Here is a 24116-nt window from a genome sequence, read left to right as displayed (position 1 = left end):
CGAGGATGTGAGGGTGACCGAGGAGCCTCCCGGTGACGGCCGCCCGGCCGTCCGGGGCGCGCCGGCCCCGGACGAGGAACTGATGCGCGCGCTCTACCGCGAGCACGCCGGGCCGCTGTTCGGCTTCGTCCTCCACCTCGTCGCCGGCGACCGCCAGCGCGCCGAGGACGTCGTGCAGGAGACGCTGCTGCGCGCCTGGCGCAACCTCCACCGGCTGGACCCGGCGGCCGGTTCGCTGCGGCCCTGGCTCGCCACCGTCGCCCGCCGCATCGTCATCGACGAGCACCGCGCCGGACTCGCCCGCCCGCGCGAAGTGGACGCCGGGCCGCTGGAGTTGATGCCGGCTGAGGACGAACTCGACCGTGCGCTGCGGATGATGACGGTCGCCGACGCGCTCGGCGACCTCTCCGCCGCGCACCGCGAGGTCATCGTCGAGACCTACTTCAAGGGCCGCACCGCCACCGAGGCGGCCGCCGAACTCGGCGTCCCGGCGGGCACGGTGCGCTCGCGGGCGTACTACGCGCTGCGCGCGCTCAGGCTCGCGCTGGAGGAACGGGGAGTGACATCGTGACACCGTCCGGACCCGAACCCGCGCGGGCCGTGCACCTCGACGTCGGCGCCTACGTCCTCGGCGTCCTCGACCCCGCCGAACGCGCCGCCTTCGACGCCCACCTGGCCGCCGGCTGCCCGCAGTGCGCCGGACGGCTCGCCGAACTCCGCCCCGTCGAGGCACTGCTCGGTGAGTACGCGGCCGCCGCCGACCCGGCCGACCCCGCCCCCCGGCCGGACCCGGCGCTGCTGGACCGGCTGGTCGGGCAGGTCCGGGAGAGCCGCCGGCGCGGGCGCGTGCGGCGGCTGGTGCTGGTCGCCGCGGCGGCCGCGCTGACGATCGCCGGCCCCGCGGTGACCGCCGCCGTGATCACCGCCGACTCCGCGCCCGGCGTGGTCGCCACCGCGGCCGCCCACCGCTTCACCGCGACCGACGCGGCCACCGGCGCCCACGCCACGGTCGGCGTGGACCCCGCCCCCTGGGGCAGCCGGGTCACCCTCGAACTCTCCGGCGTCCAGGGGCCGCTGACGTGCGACCTGGTCGCGGTCTCCGCCGCCGGCGGCCACCAGACCGTGACCACCTGGAACGTCCCCGCCACCGGCTACGCCCCCGCCACCCCCCTCCGCACCACCGGCGGCACCGCCTACCCGCCCACCACCATCACCCACTTCGAGATCCGCACCCTCGACACCGACACCCTCCTCCTCACCATCCCCACCACCTGACCCCACCCGGCGCGGAGTGGGAAGTCGGCCCGGGCGCCAGACCCCCCCCCCCCCCCCCCCCCCCCCCCCCCCCACCCCCCCCCCCCCCCCCCCCCCCCGGGCGCGGGGGGGCCCGGCGCCGGGCCCCCCCCCCCCCCCCACGCCGCCGTCGAAGACGCGGTGCGGGCCTCCCGCCTCCGCCGGCGGGGCCGGTCGGCGTGGGATGGTGCTCTGTCGGTCGGCCCAGGGCCGGAGTGGGAAGTCGGACCGGCCGACTTCCTGCGCCGGCCCCGGGCGCGGGGGCCCGGGGCGGTCGTGGGGTTGAGCGCGTTCAAAACCTCTGCTCTGGTGTTCACCGGAGGTGCGGCGCACTCTGGAGGGGTAGCCGGACGAGAAGCGACCGCCGGAGGTGATCCGCCATGCAGACTCTTGTCGGTTGGCACATCGAGATGGAATTCCGGGAGGAGGGACCGCGGACGGCCGCCGCCGCGTTGCTGCGGTTGGGTGACGGCACGGAGCTGCGCGCCCACGGGTACACGAGCCGCCACCCCTCCGACCCGGAGCAGCTGAGGGTCGGCGAGGAGATCGCGGCCGCGCGGGCGCTCAACGACCTCGCCTCGCAGTTGCTCACCAAGGCCCACGGCGAGATCCAGGAGGTCAGCCCGGTCCCGACCCACCCGCTGTCGTGACGCAACCGGACGGCACCGCGGGCCCGGCCGCCCACCGCTCGCGCATCCCGCTGATCTGCCCGCGCTGCGGCCGCGAGCAGCGGGTGGTGCCGGGCGGGCCGGGCCGTGCGGTCAAGGTGGTGCACGTCGGCACCGGCCGGGAGGCCTGCGAGCCGGAGGACCTGGCCCGCGCGCCGGACGACGGGCCGGCCTGAGCCTGCCCGCCGCCCCCCCCGCCCGGCGGCACTCAGTTCGGGCAGTACGTGGTCGGCACCTGCCACTCCGGCCCGACCAGCCGCTGCTCCAGCTCGTTGAGCGTGATCCGGATGCCGACGGTTCCGGCGAGCCCGAGCCGCATCCGGCTGCGGGCCAGGGCCAGGAACGCCGTCAGCCCGTACTTGTTGATCAGCGAGGTGCGGTAGCGGGCGGTGGCGTCCGCGTCGCAGACGGCGGCACGGGCCGGGAGCTGACGCCCCGTCGGGCGCCCGTGCGCGTCGCACGGGCCGACCAGGACCTTGGGGTGGCGGCGGATCCGTTCGGCCTCGCCGGAGTGGGCGGGCGTCCAGATGCCGAGGGCGGTGCCGTCGGCGATCACCCAGCTCTGCGAGCGGATCCGGCGTCCGTCCTCGCCGAAGGTGGTGAGCAGGAGGTATCTGCTGTCGGCCAGCTGGTCGGTACGGTCGTGCACGGTGTCCTCCCTCTCCGGTTCGGCGGGTGGTCGCGGGCGGCACGGCCTCAGCGGCCGTGACCGTCGCCGGTCTCCCGGTGCTCGGTGACGTGGTGCGCGGCGGCCCGGTGGAACTCCTCGGCGGTGGGCCCGGGGATCCGGGCGCCCTCGCCGTGAAGCCCACGGGACAGCCTCGCCCGGGCCCGGTCAAGGACCCCGGCCGGGCGGGCCACTCCATTGTCGTCCACGGGGGCGGGCAGTTCGAGGGCACGCGGCTGCTCGTGCGAGGTGAGCCGGTGCAGTGCGGCGGGCGCGAGCGGGGCGTGCACCTCCACGTACTCGCCGTGCGGGAGCCGCTGGACGACGCCGGTCTCGCGGCCGTGCAGCACCTTCTCCCTGTCACGGCGCTGGAGGCCGAGGCACCAGCGCTTGGTCACGACGAAGACCACGACCGGGACGACGAAGAATCCCACCCGGACGGCGTAGGTGATGGAGTTGAGCGACAGGTGCAGGTGGGTGGCGATGAGGTCGTTGCCGCCGCCGGCCAGCGTCACCAGGTAGAGCGAGATCCAGGCCGCGCCGAGCGCCGTGCGGACCGGGGCGTTGCGCGGGCGGTCGAGCAGGTGGTGCTCGCGCCGGTCGTTCGCCGCCCAGCCCTCCACGAACGGGAAGACGGCGATCGCGCCGAGGATCAGCGGGAAGAGCGAGAACGGGATCAGCACCCCGAGGTTGAGGGTGTGGCCCCCCAGGCCGACCTCCCAGCCGGGCATCACCCGGACGAGCCCTTCGGCGAAGCCCATGTACCAGTCGGGCTGGGCGTCGGTGGACACCTGGTCCGGGCGGTAGGGGCCGTACGCCCAGACCGGGTTGATCGTGGCGATCGCCGAGATGACGGCGGTGAGGCCGAACACCAGGAAGAAGAAGCCACCGGCCTTGGCCAGGTAGACCGGCATCAGCGGCATGCCGACGACGTTCTTCTCCGTCCTGCCCGGGCCCGCCCACTGGGTGTGCTTGTGGTGGAAGACCAGGATCAGGTGGGCGACCAGCAGGCCCAGCATGATGCCCGGGATCAGCAGCACGTGGACGGTGAAGAACCGCGGCACGATGTCGGTGCCGGGGAACTCGCCGCCGAACAGGAACATCTGGACGTACGTGCCCACCAGCGGGACGGCCAGGATCGCGCCCTCGACGAAGCGGATGCCGGTGCCGGAGAGCAGGTCGTCGGGCAGCGAGTAGCCGAAGAAGCCGTCCAGCATGCCGAGGAAGAGCAGCAGGAAGCCGAACATCCAGTTGATCTCGCGCGGCTTGCGGAACGCGCCGGTGAAGAAGACCCGCATCATGTGGACGAACATCGCCGCGATGAAGACGATCGCCGCCCAGTGGTGGATCTGCCGGATCAGCAGACCGCCGCGCACCTCGAAGCTGATGTCGACCGTCGACGCGTACGCCTCCGACATCGGCACGCCCTTGAGCGGCACGTACGAGCCGTCGTAGACGATCTCGCCCATGCTCGGCTTGAAGAACAGCGTCAGCCAGACACCGGTCAGGATGATGATCGCGAAGCTGTAGAGGCAGATCTCGCCCAGCATGAAGGACCAGTGGTCCGGGAAGATCTTCCGCAGGTTGGCCCGGGCCAGGGTGTAGATCCCCAGCCGGCCGTCGGTCCAGTCGGCGGCGCGCTGTCCGCGCCCGCCGCCGTTTCCCTGATTCCGGGTCATGTCCACGCACCTCGGTCGGAGTGAAGCGGGGAGTGATCCCCGTTTCGAAGTCCGACCAGAATAATCGGGGATCGCTCCCCACTTCCATCGGGGTGCCTCCCGGCTGCCTCCCGGGCGCCTCCCCGGGGCGTCCGGGGGCGTCCGCGTCCGGCCCCGGAAACGGCGAACGGCCCGTCCGGTGTCCTCAGGACACCGGACGGGCCGCGGCGCACCGTCGCGAACCCCGTGGGGTCAGTGCACGAGCACCGGCACCTCGTTGGCCGCCGCGTCCGAGTCGGCGCCCTTGCCGGCGCCGCCGGAGCCGGGGCGGCCGGCGTTGATCAGGGTGAAGGCGATCACGCCCGCCAGGACCAGGATGCCGAAGGACCACCAGATCGCGGTCGAGAAGCCCTCCACCATGCCCTGGAACTGCACCGCCCGGGCGGCGTCCGGCGTGGTGGCGCCGGCTGCGTGGGCCGCCAGCCAGGTGGTGGTGGCGCTGGCCGCGATGGTGTTCAGCAGCGCGGTGCCGATGGCGCCGCCGACCTGCTGGGAGGTGTTGACCATGGCGGACGCCACGCCCGCGTCGCGCGGCTGGACGCCGTGCGTGGCCAGGCTCATCGCGGGCATGAACGCGGTGCCCATGCCGAGGCCCATCAGGACCAGACCGGGCAGGATCAGCGCCGGGTAGGAGCTGTCCAGGTCGATCTGGGTCAGGATCAGCAGGCCGAGCGAGGCGACCAGGAAGCCGGGCGCCATCAGGAACCGCGCCGGGACGCGGGTCATCAGCCGGGCGCCGATCTGGGTCGATCCGGTGATCATGCCCGCCACCATGGGCAGGAAGGCCACGCCGGTCAGCACCGGGCTGTAGTCGAGCACGATCTGCAGGTAGTAGGTCAGGAACAGGAACAGACCGAACATGCCGATCACGGCCAGGCCCAGCGACAGGTAGACCCCGCCGCGGTTGCGGTCCAGCACGACGCGCAGCGGCAGCAGCGGCGCCTTGACCCTGCGCTCGACCGCGGCGAACGCGGCCAGCAGCACGGCGGCGGCGATGAACAGGCCGATCGTCACGCCCGAGCTCCAGCCGTCCGACTCGGCCCGGGTGAAGCCGTAGACCAGGGCGACCAGACCGGTGGTGACCAGCAGCACCCCGGGGACGTCGAGGCGGTTGCGGTTGCGGCCCACGGCCGGCTCGCGGATCACCAGGACGGCGCCGGCGGCGGCGACCACGGCGAACGGGATGTTGACGAAGAAGGTCCAGCGCCAGTTCATGTACTCGGTGAGCAGGCCGCCGAGGATCAGGCCGATCGCGCCGCCACCGCCGGCGATCGCGCCGTAGATGCCGAACGCCTTGGCGCGCTCCTTGGCCTCCGTGAACATCACGGCCAGCAGCGACAGCGCGGCGGGCGCCAGCAGCGCGCCGAAGACGCCCTGGAGGGCGCGGGCGCCGAGCAGCATCGTGGTGTTGACGGCGGCGCCGCCCAGCGCGGAGGCCAGGGCGAAGCCGGTCAGGCCGACCACGAAGGCGCGCTTGCGCCCCCACAGGTCGGCCACCCGGCCGCCGAAGAGCAGCAGGCCGCCGAAGGCCAGGGCGTACGCGGTGATCACCCACTGGCGGTTGCCGTCGGTGATGCCGAGGTCCTGCTGGGCGGACGGCAGCGCGATGTTCACGATGGTGGCGTCGAGGACGACCATCAGCTGCGCGAGACCGATGAATATCAGGGCCTTCCAGCGCCTCGGATCGGGCTGGAGGGCGGGCTGGGCGTCGGTTTGTGGCATGGAGGTACTCACTTAGGGGTGCGGTGTGCGGTCGGGGCGGTGCGGAGTCGCTCAGGGGCCGCGGACAGCAGCGGTGGGCGCGCACGGGCGGCCGCACCGCGTCCCCGCGGTGATGGTCCTCGGATGGGTCGTCAGGGCGCGCCGGTCGGCCGGCGCGGTGGGTCAGTGGTCGCCGTGGAAGTCCTCGAAGGTCGCGGCCCGGCCGGGCAGGACGGACGGGGCGGGTGCCCGCATGCCGTCCAGGAACAGTTGCAGGTGCCGGTGGACGAACCCGTCCAGGACGTGGCACTCGGTGCCCGGCAGCGGGCGGGTGAGCTGGCTCAGGGCGATGAACAGGTCGCCGTGGTCGACGTCCGGACGGACCTCGCCCGCCGCCTTCGCCCGCTCCAGCAGGCCGCCGGCGACGGCCAGCAGGCGCTCGCGCGCCTCGACCAGGTCCGGATCGTACATGTCGACCCGGTTGGTGAGCAGCGGGCAGAGCGCGCCGACCTTCTCGTCGACCGTCTCGTGGGCGAACCGCTCCAGGGCGTCGAACGGGCCGGCGACCTCGGCGGCCGCCCGGTCGGCGATCGCCACGATGCGGTTCTTGACGAGCAGCGCCACCTCGCGGATCAGTGCCGTCCTGGTGGGGAAGTTCCGGTAGAGCGTAGCGTTTCCGACGCCCGCCCGCTTCGCAATATCGTCCAGCGGCGCGTCCGCGCCGTGCTCGACGAACGCGTCCCGGGCCGCCAGCACGATCCGTTCGCGGTTGCGGCTGGCGTCCGCGCGCAGCCGGGGCGCGCGGGCCGGCCCCGCGGCGGGGGCCGGGCGGGGGGCGACGGTGGTCACGGGTGCACTCCTCCCGGGGGCGGGTTCCGGGGAGTCACTCCCCGCTTAGTCCTACGAAGGGCTGAACGGGGAATCCGTCCCCGGAAATTTCGCTCCCGGGTGTGACCTGCGTCACATCGTGCGGACGCCTGCGGCGACCCCTTCGCCGGCGCTCCGCCCCGCGGCCCCGCCGAGCCGCCCGGGGCCGGCCGCGACCGCGGGCCGGTGCAGCGGGATCTCGAAGTGGACGGTGGCCACCCCCGGGCCGTGCTCGCCGGTCGGCCGCGCGTCGTAGACCTCCTCCGCGAGGCTGCGCCAGAACGCCTCGGCGCCGGGGATCGCGGTGTTGGTGTGGAGGTAGAGCCGCCGGTACCCGCCCTCCCCGGCGGCGAACGCGCGGGCGCGGTGGACGAGCTCGCGGGCCAGCCCGTGCCGGCGGTGCTCGGCCCGGACGTAGACCCGGACCAGCTGCGCGGTGGTCCCGGACGGGTAGCGCCGGGCGAGTTCGCGCGGGTGCGGCGGGTGGGCCGGTCCGGTGGAGTGCAGCGCGGTGGTGGCCACCACCTCCTCGCCGTGCACGGCGACCAGCAGCGCGTGCCGGGGGTGGTCCAGGTAGTGGCCCTGGAGGTCGACGACATCGGCGTGCCAGTCGGGCACGTAGCCGTAGCCGAACTCGCGGTAGAAGGTGTCCAGGATCAGCCGCCGGGCGCCGGGCACGTCCTGCGGGAGCGCATGGCGTACGACGTAAGGGAACTGACGGTCCATCAGGCAACTCCGACAGGGCTGGGGCGCGGCGGGTGGGGGCAAGAGTACATGAAAACCAGTTTCATCTGACGCATCGACGGACAACACGGTCCGGCGCGTTGAAAATGAAAACGGATCCCGTTACGGTCCTGCCTGTCCGCCGAGTCCGTCGAAAGGGAGAGCCGTGGCGCATCTGCTGGTGATCGAGAGCTGGGTCGGCTCCATGAGCAGACTGCTGCCACGGGCCCTGGGGGAGGGCGGCCACCGCTTCACCTTCCTCACCCGCGACCTGCACCACTACCTGCGCGCCGCCGTCCCCGGTGACGGCCCGCACCCCCTGCTCGCCGCCGAGAACGTCCTCACCGCCGACACCAACGACCCGGACGCGCTGCTCCGGTTCGCCGAACGGCTGCACGCGCTGCTCGGCTTCGACGGCGTGCTCTCCTCGTGCGACTACTACCTCCCGCAGGTGGCCCGGGTGGCCCGCCGGCTCGGCCTGCCCGGACCGGCGCCCGAGGCCGTGGAGGCCGCCTGCCGCAAGGACCTCACCCGCCGCCGGCTCGCCGGGGCGGGCGTCCCCGGGCCGGCGTACGCGCTCTGCGCCGGCCGCGAGCAGGCCCGGGCCGCCGCCGGGGCGATCGGCTACCCGCTGGTCGTCAAGCCGGTCGACCTGTGCGCCGGGATGTTCGTCCGCGCGGTCCGTGACGAGGCCGAGCTCCTCGCGGCGGTCGAGGCGCTGGAGGACTTCCCGGTCAACGCGCGGGGACAGCGGCGGGAGCCGGTGGTGCTGCTGGAGGAACTGCTCACCGGGCCGGAGGTCAGCGTCGAGACGGTCTCCGCGGACGGCGTCGCGCACGTCGTCGGCATCACCGACAAGAGCATCGGCGGCGCGCCCGCCTTCGTCGAGACCGGCCACATGTTCCCGGCCGCCCTCGACCGGGCCGAGGCCGAGGCCGCCGCCGCCACCGCCGTCGCCGCGCTGGCCGCGCTCGGCCTCGACCGGGTCGTCGCCCACACCGAGATCAAGCTCACCCCCACGGGGCCGCGCGTGGTCGAGGTCAACCCCCGCCCGGCCGGCAACCGGATCACCGAACTGGTCCGGCGGGTCACCGGGGTCGACCTGGCCGCCGCCGCCGTCGACCTCGCCCTCGGCCGCCGTCCCGACCTCGCCGTCCGCCCGACCGGCGTGACCAGCGCCGCCATCGCCTTCCTGGTGCCCGACGGCGGGCAGGACGGCCTGCTGGACGGCTTCGACGGCGAGGCCGCGGTGCGGCGCGACCCGGCGGTGGTCGAGCTGAGCCTCGCCGGATCCGGCCGCGCCGTGCGGCCCGCGACCAGCAACAACGAGTACCTGGGGCACGTCATGACCGCCGACACCGGCGGGGACGGGGCGCGCCGCTCGGCCGAGCGGCTGCTCGCCGGGCTCACCCCCCGCCTCGCGCCCGCCGCCGCTCCGGCCGAGCCCGCGGAGGTGTCCGCATGAGCGCCGCCACCGCCGTCGGCCCGATCACCATCCCGGGCCCGGGCGCGAGCGCTGGTCCGCATCCGAGCCCGAGCCCGAGCGCGAGTCCGGCCGCCGGGGCCGCCGCCCCCCGCCCCGTGCTCGACCTGATCACCGGGCGGGTCCGTACGGGGGCGTACGGACCCGACCCGGCCTCCCTGCGGATCGCCCTCGCCTTCAGCACCGTGCAGGCCGTCCGGCACAGCGGCCGCTCCCGCGGCTACCGCAACGAGGTGCTCAGCCTGCGGCTCGGCGCCGCCGTCGGCTCCTGCGCCGTCGAACCCGGCGACCTGCCCGCCGACACGGTCACCGACTGCGTCGGCGCCAGCGTCGGCGACCTGCTCGACCACCCGCGCACCGCCGTCCGGGTCGCCGCGCTCGACGCCTACCTCGGCCACTGCCGCCCGCACGCACCGGCGTACGGCGCCCGGCGGTACGGCCTGCCCGCCGGCTCCTCGCTGGTGAAGTCACGGGTCCGCGCCTCCGCCGTGGTGGGGCTGCTGCCGCTCGCCGCCGTCCGCCGGGTGCTGGTCGTCGGTGTCGTCAACTCCCTCCTGGAACAGCTCCGTTCGCACGAGGTCGGCTACCTGCCCTGCGACCTCAAGGGCGGCAGCACCGAATGGGACGAGCCGGTGCACACCGACGCCCTCGCCCACCTCGACGACTGCGACGCGATCCTCGCCTCCGGCATGACCCTCGGCAACGGCACCCTCGACCCGCTGCTCGCCCACGCCCGGGCCACCGGCAAGCCCCTGGTGCTGTTCGCGCAGACCGGCAGCGCCGTCCTGCCGTGCCTGCTCGGCGACGGGGTCAGCGCCGTCAGCGCCGAGCCCTACCCCTTCTTCTGGCTCGACGGCGGACCGAGCGTCCTCCACCTGTACGGAGGTGCGGGCCGGTGACCGCCCTGCTCGACCCCGGTGCGGCCGTGGACCGCCCACTCCTGGGCAACCCGGCCCTGTTGCCGCTGCTCGGCGGCACCCCGCTGGCCCGGATCACCACCCCGCTGCCGCACCCGCACCCCGGCTTCTGGGCCAAGCTGGAGGGGCTGAGCGCCGGCGGCATGAAGGCCCGCTCGGCCGTCGCCATGCTCCGCGGCGCCCACGCCCGGGGCGAACTGCGGCCCGGCGCCACGGTGGTGGAGTCCACCTCGGGCACCATGGGGGTCGGCCTGGCCTTCGCCGGGCAAGCCCTCGGCCACCCCGTCGTGCTGGTCGGCGACAGCGAACTCGAACCCCCCATGCGGCAGTTGCTGCGCGCCTACGGCGCCCGGCTGGAGCTGGTCGAGCAGCCCGCCCGGCACGGCGGATGGCAGGCCGCCCGGCTCGCCCGGCTGCGCGCCGTGCTCGACCGGCTGCCCGACGCCTACTGGCCCGACCAGTACAACAACCCCGACAACGCGGCCGGTTACCGGGCGATGGCCCAGGAGATCGCCGCCGACCTCGACCAGCTGGACGTGCTGGTCTGCAGCGTGGGCACCGGCGGCCACAGCGCCGGGCTCGCCGAGGCACTGCGCCGCCGCTGGCCCCGGCTGCGGATCATCGGCGTCGACTCCGTCGGCTCCACCATCTTCGGCCAGCCCGCCCGGCCCCGGCTGATGCGCGGCCTCGGCAGCTCCATCCACCCGCGCAACGTCGCCCACCAGGCCTTCGACGAGGTGCACTGGGTCGGCCCGGCCGAGGCGGTCGACGCCTGCCGGCGCCTCGCCCGGGGCGCCTTCGTCAGCGGCGGCTGGTCCACCGGCGCGGTCGCCCTGGTCGCGGCCTGGGCCGCCCGCGCCCACCCCGGCGCCGCCGTCGCCACCGTCTTCCCCGACGGCCCGCACCGCTACCTCGGCACCGTGTACGACGACGCGTTCTGCCGGCGGCACGGCCTGGACGCCGCCCGGGCCGCGCCGCGCCCGGTCGAGATCCCGCACCCGGCGGCCGCCGAGGTCACCGGCTGGGCCCGCTGCCGCACCGACCGCGGCGTGCCCGCCGACGCCGTCCCGGCCGGGGCCTCCGTGAGCGTCCCCGGCTTCGCCCCCGCCCGTACCGAGGAGTGCCGATGAGGCTCGACGTCCGCACCGTCCGGCTCCGGCTGGCCGAACCGCTGCGCATCTCGCGCTCGGTGACCACCGAACGCGACGCCGTCCACCTCTCCCTCGGCCACCGCGGGCTGACCGGCCACGGCGAGGCGGTCAGCAGCGTCTGGCTGGACCTTCCCACCGACCGGATCCGGCGCTCCCTCGACGCCCTGCGCCCCGCGCTGGAGGCCGGACCGGACCCCGAGCAGGCGCTCGCCGACCTCCGCGACGGCACCGCCCCCTACGCGGCGCTGCCCGCCGGGGTGCTGGCCGCCGTCGAGGCCGCGCTGCTCGACCTGGTCGGCAAACGGGCCGGCGAGCCCGTCCACCGGCTGCTCGGCCGCGCCGGACCGGTCGCCGCCGCCACCGCCCGCACCATCGGCATCGACCCGCCCGCCCGCGCCGCCGTCCAGGCCGCCCGGCTCGCCGACGCCGGCTTCACCGTGCTCAAGATCAAGGCGGGCGCCGCCGACCCCGGCCTCGACCTGGCCCGGGTGCAGGCCGTCCACGAGGCCGCCCCGGACGCCCGGCTGCTGCTCGACCCCAACGGCGCCTGGACCCCGGAGCAGGCCCTGCGACTGCTGCCCGCCTTCGCCGCCACCGGCGTCGAGGCGGTCGAGCAGCCGATCCCGCCGGGCCGCCCCGACGCGCTCGCCGCCGTCGCCGAACGCTCGCCCGTCCCGGTGATCGCCGACGAGGACGCCGTCGGCTACGAGGACGCCTGCCGGCTCGCCGGGCGGGTGCACGGCGTCAACCTCAAGCTCGCCAAGTGCGGTGGCGTCCACCAGGTGCTGCGCATCGTCGAGGCCCTGCGCGGCAGCGGCACCGAGCTGATGCTCGGCTGCCTGGCCGCCAGCTCGCTCGGCATCGCGCCCGCCGTCCACCTCGCGGACCGGGCGCGGTGGCTCGACCTCGACGGCCACCTGCTGCTCGCCCACGACCCCTGGCAGGGCATCGGCGGCGCCGACGGCACTGTCCGCACCCCGGACCGGGCCGGCCTCGGCGTGCTGCCCGCCCCCGCCGCCGCACCGCTCCCCGGGCAGGACGCCGCACCCGTCACCACGGGGCCGCGGCCGGTGGCCGGCCGGTGAGGGCGCCGCGCGCCGTACGGACCCTCGCCCCGCCGGTACGGCTGCGTCCGGCCGACCGGCTCCGCGGTGCCCCCGGCCCCCTGCCCGCCGCGTCCGCCCCCGGCCCCCGCCGCGTCGTCCCCGGCTTCGCCGCCGCGTGCGCCCGGCCGCACCGGGCGGCGTGCCGTCCCCTCCCCAGCGAGGCCCGATGAACCACCACCGCCCGGCCCCCGACCCGGCCGCCGCCCGCCGCAACCTGCTCACCGACCGCCCGGAACTCTACGAACTCCGCTTCCCCGACCCCGGGTTCACCGCCGCCCGGTGGGCCGAGTCGATGCTCCGCGAGCACGGCGCCGGGGCCGACGTCCTCGACCTCGGCTGCGGCACCGGCCGTGACGCCGGCTGGCTGCACCGCACGGCCGGGCGCACCGTCACCGGCCTCGACAGCTCCCCGGAGATGATCGCCCACGCCCGGGCCCGCCACCCCGGACCGGCCTACCACGTCGGCGACATGCGCGACTTCACCCTGCCCGGCAAGTTCGACGCCGTGCTCTGCCTGGACAGCGCGCTGCTCTACTGCCACACCAACGCCGACCTCGACGCCCTGTTCGGCCGGCTCCGCCACCACCTGCGCCCCGGCGGCCTGCTCGTCGCCGAGATGCGCAACGGCGCCTTCTTCCTCGGCCGCACCGAACTCCTCGACGCCCCGCGGCTCGACAGCGTCACCCACGACGGCGTCACCCACACCTCGCGCACCGTGCTGTGGATCGACCACGCCGCCCAACTGCTGCGCCGCACCCGCAGGTGGGCCAGTGACGACGGCGCGCCGCCGGTCGAGCAGCACTCCGCCTGGCGGCTGCTCTTCCCCCAGGAGCTGCGCCACCTGCTCGCCGTCCACGGCTTCACCGTCCTCGCCCTCCACGACCGGCCCGGCCCGCGCACCGAACCGCCCTGGACGGACGGCGACCGGCCCGCCGACACCGCCGACGGCGACCGCCTCCACCTGGTCGCCCGGCTCGACTCCTCCGCACGGAAGGGACGTTGACCCCGGCAGCCGTCCCGGCCGCGGTCAGGTCCGTGCACCGGCTCACCCGTCCGGGTGCAAGGGCGCCGGACCCCTCGGCCGGCGTCTGCGCCCGGAACCCCGCGACCGCCGCCGGCCCCCGGTGCAGGGCTTCGGAGGCGCGCCCGTGCCCCGACCCGCCCGTGCCCCGAACCGCCCGGGGCGCGGAGCCTTCCATGCACGCTCCTCACCAGGGTCTCACCACGCCCACACCCCACCCCGCGCGCTGATCCTCCCCGAACCGTCCGGTACGTCCTAGGCTGAAGTCGCCCGGACGGCCGGACGGCCGTGGGAGTCGGGAGGGGCCCGGCGGCCGGGGTCTCGGAGGTGGTCGCGATGGTCAGCGGTGGGACAACGGCCGAGGTGCGCTGCGTGGCGGCCGTCCCGTGCTGGGTGAGCCTGATGGCGCGCGACCTCGACGTGGCCAAGGCCTTCTACGGGCCTTTGCTGAACTGGGAGTTCGAGCCGGGTCCGGACCGTTTCGGCCCGTACGTGCACGCCGTGGCCGGCGGACAGGCGGTGGCCGGCCTGGGCGTGGCCACCGGCGGCTGGGACATGCCGGTCGCCTGGACCAGCTACTTCGGCACGGAGAGCGCGGACGCCGCCGCAGACGCGGTCCGTGAGCGCGGCGCCACGCTCGCGGTGGGGCCGCTGTCCTTCGACGCGGGCCGGGTGGCGTTCGCCGCCGACCCGCTGGGCGCGGTGTTCGGCATCTGGGAGGGGCCGCTGGGCCGGGCCCGGCGCCTGGACCTCCTGGGCTCGCCGGTCTGGATCGAGCTGCGCACCCCGGATCCGTTCGCGGCCGCGCTCTTCTACGGCGAGGTGTTCCGCTGGGACGGCCGGGACCCGGAGCGGTTCGAGGTCCGCTGGGAGCACGACCGGGTGGTGCTGCGGGCCGAGGGGCGCAGCGTCGCCGCGCTCGCCCGGGAGCAGGCGGGGGGACCGGCGGGGATGCCGCCGCACTGGGAGGTGTCCTTCTCGGTGCCGGACACCGACGCGGCGCTGGCCAGGGCCGAGGAGCTCGGCGGCGCCGCGCTGGGCCCGGCGTTCGACTCGCCGTACGGGCGGGTGGCCCGGCTCCAGGACCCGGAGGGCGGCCGGTTCGCGGTGATCAGCGCCAAGCCCTGAGCCGCGGGCTCACGGCCCCGGCGGCCCCGCCTCGGCGATCTCCGCCCGATCGGCCCGCAGCCGTTCGGCGAGCGCGTTGCGGGCGGCGGCCGGCAACGCCTTGCGGGCGGCGGGGAACAGCTGCTTCTCCTCGGTGGCCAGGTGCCGGCGCAGCAGCTCGGCGAGTCCGCGCAGCAGGGGCTCCAGCGCGGGGTCACCGGGCGGGAGGGACTGCAGGTCGGCGAGGTACTGGCCGATCGCGAGGTGGTCGTGGATGCACCGGAACACCAGGGCGCCGCCGCCGGCCACGTCGTGCTGGACGACCGGGAACAGGTGCTCCTCCTCCGCCGCGCAGTGGCTGAACAGCAGGTCGGTGAGCTGTCCGACCAGCCGGTCCGCGGGCTCCGCGGCGCCGCCCGGTGCCGCGGGCCCGGCCGCGCTCCCCGGAGCCGCGGGCCCGGCCGCGCCGGAGAGCGGCGCAGCGGCCTCGATCCGGGCGAGCAGGTCCTCCACCGCGCGGTGCTCCGCGGTGAACTCGCCGAGGATGTCCGGCCTGCGGCTCATGGCGCCCGCCTCTCCGCTCTGCTGCGGTTCCGCCCCTCCACCTCCAGTATCCGGCGCCGGGCCCGTTGCCCGGGCGGCGCGGCCCCGGGGGGTGCGGGTGGAACCGGCAGGCCGGGTGGAGCCGCAGGTCAGGGGCGGTCCCGGCGCCCGGTGAGGGCGAGCATCCGGGTCTGCGGGCCGGCGTCGTCCGGCACCGGCAGCGGCGGGTCGAACAGCCCGCTGCCGGAGAGGTCCCCGTAGCCGGTGTACTCGGCGAGCGCGAAGTCGACCAGGTCGTCCGGCAGCCGGGTGAGCCGCCCGATGCCCTCGGCGAGGTCCCAGGCGTGCACGACGGCGTCGGCGGTGAGCTGGTCCAGGTAGTACTGGCCGGAGACGTCGCCGAACGAGAGGTGCACGGTGAGCTCGGTGGAGCCGGGGACGGCGAAGGCGTCGCGGGCGGCCGCCGAGGCGGCGGTCCAGGCGCCGACCGGGTCGTCACCGAGGACGTCGCCGTCGAAGCGGGTGCCGACCTCGGCGATGGTGGAGCCCATCAGGAGTTCGGGCACCCAGAGCTGCTCGCCGGTGAGGTGGTTGACCAGATCGCGCACGGTCCAGTCGGCGCAGGGGGTGGGTGCGTCCCACTGGTCGGGGGTGACCAGCCGCACCCGTTCGGTGAAGGCGGTGAGGGCGTCGGCGTACGGGGTGCCCCGGCCCTCCGCCCGCCGGTGTTCCTTGCGATGTGCCATGCCCTGAGCCTGCCCCGCCAGGCACCTTCGTACGCCGGTCTACACCAATGCTGACCCGGCCACGCCAAAATCTTCCGTCCGGATAGTTGTTCAAATTCAAACTTGCGGGTACGGTCGCATCACCCCGCTGGTTCGAATTTGAACAAGTCCGCCAGCATCGACGACCCCCCTTTTTTCTCGATGGAGACGCGCATGCCGAGCACCAGCCCGAGCACGACCGCCCCCACCACCCCCGTCGCGGCCGGGAGACACTCCGGACCCGCGGTCACCTCCCCGCACGCCTACGACGCCGGCCTCCTGCTGCTGCGCCTGGCCCTCGGCCTGACCATGGCCGCGCACGGCAGCCAGAAGCTCTTCGGCTGGTTCGGCGGCGGCGGGATCGACGGCACCGGCGCGTTCTTCGAGTCGAAGGGCTACCCGGCGGCCACGTTCATGGCCGTCGTGGCCGGCCTCACCGAGGTCGGCGGCGGACTGGCGCTCGCCGTCGGCCTGTTGGCCCCGCTGGCGGCCGCCGCGATCCTGGGCACCATGCTCAACGCCCTCGCCGTCACCTGGAACGGCAGCTTCTTCGCCATGAAGGGCGGCAGCGAGTACGAACTGCTGCTGATCGCCGCCGCGGCGGGGCTGGCGCTGACCGGCCCCGGCCGCTACGCCGTGGACCGCTACCTGCCGGTGGTGCGCTCGCACCGGCTGTCGTACGGCGCGGCCGCCGTCGTGCTCGGCCTGGTCACCGCGGGCGTGGTGCTCCTCGTCCGCGACTGAGCCGCCACGGCGGCGGTGTCACGGACGGCAGGGGCCGCCGGTCGACCGACCGGCGGCCCCTGCCGTCTGCGGTCGTTTCGTGAAGTTCCTGTGGGGAAGCGGCAGTTGCCGGTTCTGGGTCTTCCTCCGCCATGTGATGCATGCCATTGTACATGTCACACTCCCCACCGGTGCTCGACGGCCACCGCCCCAACGGCGCCGTCGCAACGGTCCTCACCACTCCCACCGGCCGCACCCCCACGCGGCCGACGAAGGCCCGGAGGCCCCCACGTGAGAACCGCACGTCCCTTGCACCAACACCCCCGTGTCGCCAGGTTGCTGACGTTCTTCCTGGTGATGTTCGTGGCGGTCGGCCTGTTCGCCCCGCGCGCCCAGGCCGCCCCCGCCCCGGCCTCGCCGCAGCCCGGCGCAGGCTCGCCCGCCACCTCGGCCGGCCCCGCCGGCCTGGCCCCGCGGCCCGCGATCGGTGACGCGCCGGACGGCCACGACGCGAAGAAGCCGGCGTCGCCGCGTGAGCGCGCCCCGTTCTCGACCAGCGACCCCGGGCGCGCCGAACGCCTGCCGGCGGCGGAGCGCAAGGCGGAGCAGCAGGCCGCACTGGCCAAGGCCTTCGGCGCGGGAGCCCCCGCGGCCCTCGCCGGACAGCCCTGCAACATCCCCGACTTCGGCCGGACCGGCGGCGCCCTGGTGCAGGCCGTCAAGGCGGCCGACCTGGGCTGCGTCAACAGCCTGTTCCTGCTGACCGGAGGGGACGCCAACCGGACGTTCCGCGAGTCCCAGATGGTTACCGTGGCCGACGCCCTGCGCGACAACGCCGCCACCTACCCGGGCGACAACTCCGCCTCCACCGCCCAGCTGGTGCTGTTCCTGCGGGCCGGCTACTACGTGCAGTGGTACCACGCGTCCGACGTCGGCACCTACGGCACCGCCCTGCAGACCTCGATCCGCGGCGCACTGGACGCCTTCTTCAACAGTGCGCACTCCCGCGACGTCTCCGCCGCCAACGCGGGCACGCTCGGGGAGGCGATCACCCTCATCGACAGCGCGCAGGAGAACGTCCGCTACCTGCCGGTGGTCAAGCGTCTGCTCGGCGCGTACGACGCCGCCACCCACAACCCGGTGAACATGGGCAACGCGCTCAACAGCGTGTTCACCGTGCTGTGGCGAGGCCACCAGACGAAGGGCTTCGTCGAGGCGGTGCAGGCCGACCCCGGCGTGCTCGACGCGCTCTCCGCCTTCGCCACCGCCAACGGCGCCCTGCTCGGCGGCGACTACACCTTCCTGGTCTACAACGCGACCCGCGAGCTGGGCCGCTTCCTGCAGTACGAGCCGCTCCGGCCCAGGGTCCGCCCGCTGGTGAAGGGGCTGGCCGAGCGGTCCTCGCCGGGCGACCGCACCTCCTACCAGTGGGCCGCCGCCGCGGAGATGGGCGACGCCTACGACAGCGGCAACTGCGCCTACTACGGCACCTGTGACGCTCCCGCCCGGCTGCGGTCGGCCGTGCTGACCGTCGACCACAGCTGCAGCCCGAGCATCCGCGTGCTCGCCCAGAAGCTGGACGCCGGCCAGCTGGGCACCACCTGCTCCAGTCTCAACGGCCAGGACGCCTTCTTCCACGCGGTGGCCAAGGACAACGGCCCGGTCGCCGACGACCGGAACACCACGATCGAGGTCGTGGTCTTCCACACCCGCTTCGACTACGCGGTGTTCGCCGCCGGCATCTACGGCATCGACACCAACAACGGCGGCATGTACCTGGAGGGCAAGCCGGACGAGCCCGGCAACCAGCCGCGCTTCCTCGCCTACGAGGCCGACTGGACGCCGGACTTCCAGATCTGGAACCTCAACCACGAGTACACCCACTACCTCGACGGCCGGTTCGACATGTACGGCGACTTCGACGCCGGCATGAGCACCCCGACCATCTGGTGGGTCGAGGGGTTCGCCGAGTACGTCTCCTACTCGTACCGCAAGGAGACCTACAACGCGGCGGTCACCGCCGCCGGCCTGCACACCTACCGGCTCTCCGAGCTCTTCGACACCGCCTACGGCGACCAGGAGCGCGTCTACCGCTGGGGCTACCTGGCCGTCCGCTACATGCTGGAGCAGCACCGCGCCGACCTGGACGCCGTGCTCGCCAAGTACCGCGCCGGTGACTGGGCCGGCGCCCGCACCATCCTGAAGACCACCATCGGCACCCGCTACGACGCCGACTTCGACCGCTGGCTGACCGCCTGCGCCGCCGGGGCCTGCGGCGGCGACACCAACCCGCCCGGCAACCGGGCGCCCACCGCGGCCTTCACCGCCGCGGTCTCCGGGCAGTCGGTCACCTTCACCGACCGCTCGACCGACCCGGACGGCACGATCGCCTCCCGCGCCTGGGACTTCGGCGACGGCACCACCAGCACCGCGGCCAACCCGGCCACGACGTACACCCGGGCCGGCACCTTCACCGTGACGCTCACGGTGACCGACGACAAGGGCGCCACCGCGAGCACCCGCCAGGACGTCACCGTCGGCGGCCCGGGCCCGGTCCAGTGCACCGGCGCCGACCCCCGTCAGCTGGACCGCAACTGCGGGCGCGCCGACCTGGCGGCGACCACCGGCAACTACGCGCACTTCTACCTGTACCTCCCGGCCGGGGTGACGCAGCTGCGCCTCACCAGCACGGGCGGCACCGGCAACGCCGACCTCTACTTCAACGACCGGGGCTGGGCCTACACCGGCTCCTACACCGCCAGGTCCGCCGACGCGGGCAACACCGAGACCCTGACCATCACCAACCCGCCGGCCGGCTACGTCTTCCTGAGCCTCTACGCCCAGCAGGGCTTCTCCGGCGCGAGCATCAAGGCCGAGTACTGACCGAGGAGCCGTGGCCGGCCCCGGCCCGGACCGAGGGGGCCCGGCGGCGCACCGCGCCGCCGGGCCCTGCCGCGCCGCGGGCGGCTACTGCCCGACCCGCACCAGCGCGAGCGTGATGTTGTCCGGCCCGCCGGCCTCGATCGCGGCCTTCCAGAGCTCGAACACCGCCCGCCCGTCGGCCCGTTCGTCCTCCGCCGGCGGACGGTCGAGCAGCACCGCGAGTTCCTCCTCCGGCACCGGGTCGGTCAGCCCGTCGCTGCACACCAGGTAGCGGTCGCCGGCGGCCAGCGGGGCGCTGCGGACGTGCGGCTCGACGAAGGTCAGCCCGAGCGAGCCGCCCAGGGTCTGGGTGACCACCGATGTGGTGCGCCGCCCGGGCGGCAGCGGCGGGCTGTCGTCCACGCTGACCCGGTGCAGGGCGCCGTCGCCGATCCGGTAGACCCGGCTGTCGCCGATGTTGAAGACCACGACGCGGTCCTCCAGCAGCACCAGGCCGGCCACCGTCGTGCCCATCGCGGCCAGCCCGGGATCGCCGCCGGCGGCCGCGTAGACGTCCCGGTTGCAGGTCTGCAGGGCGTCCCGGACGCTCTCCTCGCCGTCGAGCCCGGGCCCGGCCGCCGCCAGCCGCCGGGCGACCAGGGCGCTGGCGACCTCGCCGCCGGGGTGGCCGCCGAGTCCGTCGGCGACCGCGACCGGACAGGGCGGGCCGAGCGGGAAGAGCAGGGTCTGCGGGTTGGTGGTGACGGTCGCGCAGAGCGTCCACGGCCCGGCGACGAGGCTGTCCTCGTTCTGCGCGCGCACCAGGCCCTCGTGGCTCAGCGCGCTCACCGCGATGTACGCCGCCATCGGTTCGCCGCCCTTCGGGGTGCTCCGGCAGGCCGCTCCCGGTTCCTCCCGGCTCCTCCCATTGTCGCGCGCCACCGCTCCGCCGGCCGGGGGAGCGGGGCGCCGGGCCGGTATTGCACTGGGCGGTCCAAAACAGCTACGGTGCTGCCATGGCGAGACCGCGCACCTTCGACGAGGACCGGGCGCTGGACGCGGCGATGCGGGCGTTCTGGGCGAACGGCTACGAGGCCACCTCCACCCAGGACCTCTGCGAGGCGACCGGCCTCGGGCGGAGCAGCATCTACAACACGTTCAGCAGCAAGCGCGACCTGTTCCGGCGCTCGCTGGACCGCTACAACGCGCTGATGACCGTTCCGCAGGTGGCGCTGCTGGAGGACCCGGACCTGCCCCCGCTGGAGCGGATCCGGATCCTGCTGGCGCGGGTCGTCGACGGGGAGTTCGAGAACCGCCCGCAGGGGCGCAGCATCGGCTGCCTGACCGTGAACACCGTCGTCGAGCTGGCCGGGCGCGACCCGGAGGCGGCCGCGGTGCTGGAGCGCGACCAGCGGGTGCGGCTCGGTGCGCTGGCGGCCGCGATCGGCGCCGGCCAGCGGGCCGGCGAGATCGCCGCGCGCCGGGAGCCGGACGAGCTCGCCCGGTTCGTGAACGCGGTGATCGCCGGGATGCGGGTCGCCGCCAAGGGCGGGGCCGACCGGGCCGCCGTCGAGGCCGTGGCCGCCACCGCCGTGGACGCGCTCACCCCCTGACCGGACGGGTCCGCCCGTCCCTCCCGGCGGCTCGCGGCCCGCTCCGCGCCCGCCGCGGCCCGCCCCTGCCCTGGCCTGCCCTTATTTTGAACTGATCAATCCAAAACTATCGGGGGAGCACTCCCATGCCACGTGCCGTCTACGTCCTCGCCCTCGGCATCTTCGCGATGGTGACCAGTGAGTTCGCCGTCGCCGGGCTGATGCCGCAGCTGGCGCAGGGCCTCGACGCGACCGTCCCGCAGATCGGCTACCTGATCACCGCCTTCTCCGTCGCGATGTCCTTCGGCGGTCCGTTCCTCACCGTGGCCCTGCTGAGGCTGCGTCAGAAACGGGCGCTGATGCTGCTGTTCGCGGTCTTCCTGGTCGGCAACCTGCTCGCCGCGACCGCCTCCGGCTACCCGGTGATGCTGGTGGCCCGGGTGATCAGCGGGGTCGCCGCCCAGGCCTTCTTCGGCATCTCGATCTCGATGGCCACCCAGCTGGCCCGCCCCGAGCTGCGCGGCCGGGCGATCGCCGTGCTGATGAACGGCCTGATGCTCGGCACCCTGCTCGGCCTGCCGCTGGCCACCGTCATCGGCGAGCACCTCGGCTGGCGGGCGGCGTTCTGGGCGGTGGCGGTGCTCACCGTGGCGGTCGCGCTGGCCACCGTCGCCGGGGTGCCGGACGCCGACCACGCCGAGGGCGGCGGCTCGCTCCGCGCGGAGCTGGGCGCCCTGCGCAACGGGCGGCTCTGGCTGGCCTTCGCCACCAGCACCCTGATCATCGGTGCGACCTTCTCGCTGTTCAGCTACGTCAATCCGGTCCTCACCGGGATCACCGGCTTCCCGGCCGGCTCCGTCCCGCTGCTGCTGGTCGCCTACGGCGCCGCGACCGTGGTGGGCAACACCGTGGTCGGCCGGCTCGCCGACCGCCATGCGCTGCCGGTGCTCGCCGTCGGCCTGGCGCTGAACACCCTCTTCCTGGCCGGCCTCGCGCTCTTCGCCCAGCACCGGGTGCCGGCGGTCGGCCTGCTGCTCGGGGTCGGCCTGGTCGGCGTCACCATGAACCCGGCGATGGCCTCGCGGGTGCAGCGGATCGGCAACGCCCGTCCGCTGGTGAACACCGTCCACAACGCCTTCATCACGCTGGGTGTCATCCTCAGCTCCCTGCTGGGCGGCGTCGCCATCGACCTCTGGGGCCTGCGGGCCGTCCTCTGGCTGGGCGTCGCGCTGGCCGTCGCGGGCCTGCTGACCCTGCTCCCGGACGCCCTGCGGGGCCGTAGTGCGGTCTCGGACCAGGGCCCGGACGCTGGGGGGAATAACACCCGGGGGGCGGATGCTAAAGTGGTTGAAACTTTGACGATCGGATCCTGAGCCGGGTTTCCCAGCGGGATTCAGCCTGGAGCGTGGTGAGCAACATGCAGTTCGGAATCTTCACCGTCGGCGATGTCACCCCCGACCCGACCACCGGCCGCACCCCGACCGAGCATGAGCGGATCAAGGCCACCGTGGCCATCGCCCGCAAGGCGGAGGAGGTCGGCCTGGACGTCTTCGCGACCGGCGAGCACCACAACCCGCCGTTCGTGCCGTCCTCGCCGACCACCCTGCTCGGCTACATCGCGGCCCAGACCGAGCGCATCATCCTCTCCACCTCGACCACGCTGATCACCACCAACGACCCGGTGAAGATCGCCGAGGACTACGCGGTGCTCCAGCACCTCGCGGACGGCCGGGTGGACCTCATGATGGGCCGCGGCAACACCGGCCCGGTCTACCCGTGGTTCGGCAAGGACATCCGCCAGGGCATCCCGCTCGCGATCGAGAACTACGCGCTGCTGCACCAGCTGTGGCGCGAGGACGTGGTCGACTGGTCGGGCCGTTTCCGCACCCCGCTGCAGTCCTTCACGGCCACCCCGCGCCCGCTCGACGGCGTCCCGCCGTTCGTCTGGCACGGTTCCATTCGCAGCCCGGAGATCGCCGAGCAGGCCGCCTACTACGGTGACGGCTTCTTCGCGAACAACATCTTCTGGCCCAAGGAGCACTTCCGGAAGCTGATCAACCTCTACCGCGAGCGCTACGCCCACTACGGGCACGGCACCCCCGAGCAGGCCGTCGTCGGCCTCGGCGGGCAGGTGTTCATGCGCAGGAACTCGCAGGACGCGGTGCGCGAGTTCCGCCCGTACTTCGACAACGCGCCGGTGTACGGACACGGGCCGTCGCTGGAGGAGTTCACCGAGCAGACCCCGCTCACCGTCGGCAGCCCGCAGGAGGTCATCGAGAAGACCCTGGCCTTCCGCGAGACCTTCGGCGACTACCAGCGCCAGCTGTTCCTGATGGACCACGCCGGCCTGCCGCTGAAGACCGTGCTGGAGCAGCTGGACCTGCTCGGCGAGGAGGTCGTGCCGGTGCTGCGCGAGGAGTTCGCCAAGGGCCGCCCGGCCGGCGTCCCGGACGCGCCGACGCACGCCTCGCTGGTCGCGGCCGACCGCGCCCGCCGGGAGCAGGAGCAGAACACCGAGGAGAACGTGGAGGTGGCCAAGTGACCGCGTACCGACTGGCGGTGGTCAGCGCCGGCCTGAGCAAGCCGTCCTCGACGCGGCTGCTCGCGGACCGGCTGGCCGAGGCGACGGTCCGCCGGCTCGCCCTCGACGGGCGGGAGGTGGAGGTGACGGTGATCGAACTGCGCGACCTCGCCACCGACATCGCGCACAACTTCGTCACCGGCTTCCCCGGCGCCGCGCTGCGCGAGGCGGTCGAGGCGGTGACCCGCGCCGACGGGCTGATCGCGGTGACGCCGATCTTCACCGCCTCCTACAGCGGGCTGTTCAAGTCGTTCTTCGACGTGATCGACCCCGATGTGCTCAGCGGCAAGCCCGTGCTGATCGCCGCCACCGGCGGCACGCCCCGGCACTCGCTGGCGCTGGAGCACGCCGTCCGCCCGCTGTTCAGCTACCTGCGCTCGGTGGTCGTCCCGACCGCGGTCTACGCGGCCACCGACGACTGGGGCACCACCGGCGACCGGCTCACCGACGGCCTGCCGGGCCGGATCGACCGGGCGGCCGGCGAACTCGCCGGACTGCTCGCCGGCCGCGCCCCCCACGGGCCGGCGGCGGACGGCGGCTCCGAGGAGACGGAGAGCGTGGTCCCGTTCGCCGAGCAGCTGGCGGCCCTGCGGGTCTGACGGCGGCGCTCCGCGCACCACACGAAGGGG

General features: G+C 74.5%; 24 protein-coding genes. 16 read left to right on the top strand and 8 right to left on the bottom strand.

Translation table 11 applies throughout. The features are described from left to right. The first annotated feature begins 13 nt into the window (after window positions 1-13). From ACF1AK_RS29040 to ACF1AK_RS29025, 4 genes are all read left to right on the top strand, one after another. Window positions 14-571: a sigma-70 family RNA polymerase sigma factor gene (locus ACF1AK_RS29040; protein ID WP_391501793.1), complete on the top strand. Its 558-nt coding sequence runs from the start codon at window positions 14-16 to the stop codon at window positions 569-571. Then, a complete protein-coding gene (locus ACF1AK_RS29035) occupies window positions 568-1275 on the top strand; it encodes an anti-sigma factor family protein (protein WP_391501792.1) in 708 nt (235 codons plus the stop codon). Before ACF1AK_RS29040 ends, ACF1AK_RS29035 begins: the two co-directional genes overlap by 4 nt. Before the next feature lie 398 nt (window positions 1276-1673). Next, window positions 1674-1943 (top strand): DUF1876 domain-containing protein, encoded by a 270-nt coding sequence (locus tag ACF1AK_RS29030; RefSeq protein ID WP_350545708.1) that lies wholly within the window; start codon window positions 1674-1676, stop codon window positions 1941-1943. Next, window positions 1940-2137: a hypothetical protein gene (locus ACF1AK_RS29025; RefSeq protein ID WP_391501791.1), complete on the top strand. Its 198-nt coding sequence runs from the start codon at window positions 1940-1942 to the stop codon at window positions 2135-2137. The genes ACF1AK_RS29030 and ACF1AK_RS29025 overlap by 4 nt, the downstream gene beginning before the upstream one ends. A gap of 32 nt (window positions 2138-2169) precedes the next feature. Here ACF1AK_RS29025 and ACF1AK_RS29020 read toward each other — a convergent pair whose 3' ends face one another. The 5 genes from ACF1AK_RS29020 to ACF1AK_RS29000 all read right to left on the bottom strand — a co-directional run bounded on the left by ACF1AK_RS29020 (window position 2170) and on the right by ACF1AK_RS29000 (window position 7640). Then, window positions 2170-2610 carry a PPOX class F420-dependent oxidoreductase gene (locus tag ACF1AK_RS29020; RefSeq protein WP_380293382.1) on the bottom strand — a complete coding sequence of 147 codons (441 nt, stop codon included), beginning with the start codon at window positions 2608-2610 and terminating at the stop codon, window positions 2170-2172. A 47-nt stretch (window positions 2611-2657) separates the two neighbouring features. After that, a complete protein-coding gene (locus ACF1AK_RS29015; protein WP_391501790.1) occupies window positions 2658-4307 on the bottom strand; it encodes a cytochrome bc complex cytochrome b subunit in 1650 nt (549 codons plus the stop codon). Between the two features lie 231 nt (window positions 4308-4538). After that, on the bottom strand, window positions 4539-6068 hold the full coding sequence (locus ACF1AK_RS29010) for an MFS transporter (protein ID WP_391501789.1): 1530 nt from the start codon (window positions 6066-6068) through the stop codon (window positions 4539-4541). 162 nt (window positions 6069-6230) lie between these two features. Next, entirely contained in the window at window positions 6231-6896 is a 666-nt protein-coding gene (locus ACF1AK_RS29005; RefSeq protein WP_391501788.1) for a TetR/AcrR family transcriptional regulator, read from the bottom strand. 111 nt (window positions 6897-7007) lie between these two features. Next, window positions 7008-7640: a GNAT family N-acetyltransferase gene (locus tag ACF1AK_RS29000; protein ID WP_391501787.1), complete on the bottom strand. Its 633-nt coding sequence runs from the start codon at window positions 7638-7640 to the stop codon at window positions 7008-7010. 163 nt (window positions 7641-7803) lie between these two features. Between ACF1AK_RS29000 and ACF1AK_RS28995 the strand changes: the two genes are divergently transcribed. From ACF1AK_RS28995 to ACF1AK_RS28970, 6 genes are all read left to right on the top strand, one after another. Further along, window positions 7804-9102 carry an ATP-grasp domain-containing protein gene (locus ACF1AK_RS28995; protein WP_391501786.1) on the top strand — a complete coding sequence of 433 codons (1299 nt, stop codon included), beginning with the start codon at window positions 7804-7806 and terminating at the stop codon, window positions 9100-9102. Beyond that, entirely contained in the window at window positions 9099-10019 is a 921-nt protein-coding gene (locus ACF1AK_RS28990; protein ID WP_391501785.1) for a Rossmann-like domain-containing protein, read from the top strand. Before ACF1AK_RS28995 ends, ACF1AK_RS28990 begins: the two co-directional genes overlap by 4 nt. After that, window positions 10016-11167 (top strand): PLP-dependent cysteine synthase family protein, encoded by a 1152-nt coding sequence (locus ACF1AK_RS28985; protein ID WP_391501784.1) that lies wholly within the window; start codon window positions 10016-10018, stop codon window positions 11165-11167. Before ACF1AK_RS28990 ends, ACF1AK_RS28985 begins: the two co-directional genes overlap by 4 nt. Beyond that, window positions 11164-12273: a dipeptide epimerase gene (locus ACF1AK_RS28980; protein ID WP_391501783.1), complete on the top strand. Its 1110-nt coding sequence runs from the start codon at window positions 11164-11166 to the stop codon at window positions 12271-12273. The genes ACF1AK_RS28985 and ACF1AK_RS28980 overlap by 4 nt, the downstream gene beginning before the upstream one ends. 187 nt (window positions 12274-12460) lie before the next feature. Next, the gene (locus tag ACF1AK_RS28975; protein WP_391501782.1) at window positions 12461-13297 is read left to right on the top strand and encodes a class I SAM-dependent methyltransferase; all 837 of its coding nucleotides are present in this window, start codon (window positions 12461-12463) and stop codon (window positions 13295-13297) included. Between the two features lie 390 nt (window positions 13298-13687). Further along, a complete protein-coding gene (locus ACF1AK_RS28970) occupies window positions 13688-14443 on the top strand; it encodes a VOC family protein (protein WP_391501781.1) in 756 nt (251 codons plus the stop codon). Between the two features lie 9 nt (window positions 14444-14452). On the opposite strand, the gene ACF1AK_RS28965 is transcribed toward ACF1AK_RS28970, so the two are convergent. Next, window positions 14453-14986, bottom strand: a complete 534-nt coding sequence (locus ACF1AK_RS28965; protein WP_391501780.1) for a hemerythrin domain-containing protein — start codon at window positions 14984-14986, stop codon at window positions 14453-14455. Between the two features lie 128 nt (window positions 14987-15114). After that, window positions 15115-15711 (bottom strand): TIGR03086 family metal-binding protein, encoded by a 597-nt coding sequence (locus ACF1AK_RS28960; protein WP_391501779.1) that lies wholly within the window; start codon window positions 15709-15711, stop codon window positions 15115-15117. A 192-nt stretch (window positions 15712-15903) separates the two neighbouring features. Here ACF1AK_RS28960 and ACF1AK_RS28955 point away from each other — a divergent pair, with 192 nt between their 5' ends. Continuing rightward, on the top strand, window positions 15904-16473 hold the full coding sequence (locus ACF1AK_RS28955) for a DoxX family membrane protein (RefSeq protein WP_391501778.1): 570 nt from the start codon (window positions 15904-15906) through the stop codon (window positions 16471-16473). A 336-nt stretch (window positions 16474-16809) separates the two neighbouring features. Continuing rightward, complete coding sequence (locus ACF1AK_RS28950; protein ID WP_391501879.1) at window positions 16810-19335, top strand: collagenase; 2526 nt, start codon at window positions 16810-16812, stop codon at window positions 19333-19335. An 84-nt stretch (window positions 19336-19419) separates the two neighbouring features. Here ACF1AK_RS28950 and ACF1AK_RS28945 read toward each other — a convergent pair whose 3' ends face one another. Continuing rightward, window positions 19420-20181 carry a PP2C family protein-serine/threonine phosphatase gene (locus ACF1AK_RS28945; protein WP_391501777.1) on the bottom strand — a complete coding sequence of 254 codons (762 nt, stop codon included), beginning with the start codon at window positions 20179-20181 and terminating at the stop codon, window positions 19420-19422. Window positions 20182-20330: 149 nt separating this feature from the next. On the opposite strand from ACF1AK_RS28945, the gene ACF1AK_RS28940 reads away from it, so the two are divergent. The 4 genes from ACF1AK_RS28940 to ACF1AK_RS28925 all read left to right on the top strand — a co-directional run bounded on the left by ACF1AK_RS28940 (window position 20331) and on the right by ACF1AK_RS28925 (window position 24086). Further along, window positions 20331-20927 (top strand): TetR/AcrR family transcriptional regulator, encoded by a 597-nt coding sequence (locus tag ACF1AK_RS28940; RefSeq protein WP_391501776.1) that lies wholly within the window; start codon window positions 20331-20333, stop codon window positions 20925-20927. Window positions 20928-21052: 125 nt separating this feature from the next. Further along, on the top strand, window positions 21053-22279 hold the full coding sequence (locus ACF1AK_RS28935; RefSeq protein WP_391501775.1) for an MFS transporter: 1227 nt from the start codon (window positions 21053-21055) through the stop codon (window positions 22277-22279). Window positions 22280-22323: 44 nt separating this feature from the next. Beyond that, window positions 22324-23448, top strand: a complete 1125-nt coding sequence (locus ACF1AK_RS28930) for an LLM class flavin-dependent oxidoreductase (protein ID WP_391501774.1) — start codon at window positions 22324-22326, stop codon at window positions 23446-23448. Next, the gene (locus ACF1AK_RS28925) at window positions 23445-24086 is read left to right on the top strand and encodes an FMN reductase (RefSeq protein ID WP_391501773.1); all 642 of its coding nucleotides are present in this window, start codon (window positions 23445-23447) and stop codon (window positions 24084-24086) included. Before ACF1AK_RS28930 ends, ACF1AK_RS28925 begins: the two co-directional genes overlap by 4 nt. Window positions 24087-24116: the final 30 nt, after the last annotated feature.

Origin of the sequence: Kitasatospora sp. NPDC015120, assembly GCF_043080305.1 — a bacterium.
GTDB lineage: Bacteria > Actinomycetota > Actinomycetes > Streptomycetales > Streptomycetaceae > Kitasatospora.
Note: the sequence above shows the minus strand (reverse complement) of the source record. Positions and strands in the feature narration are given on the sequence as shown.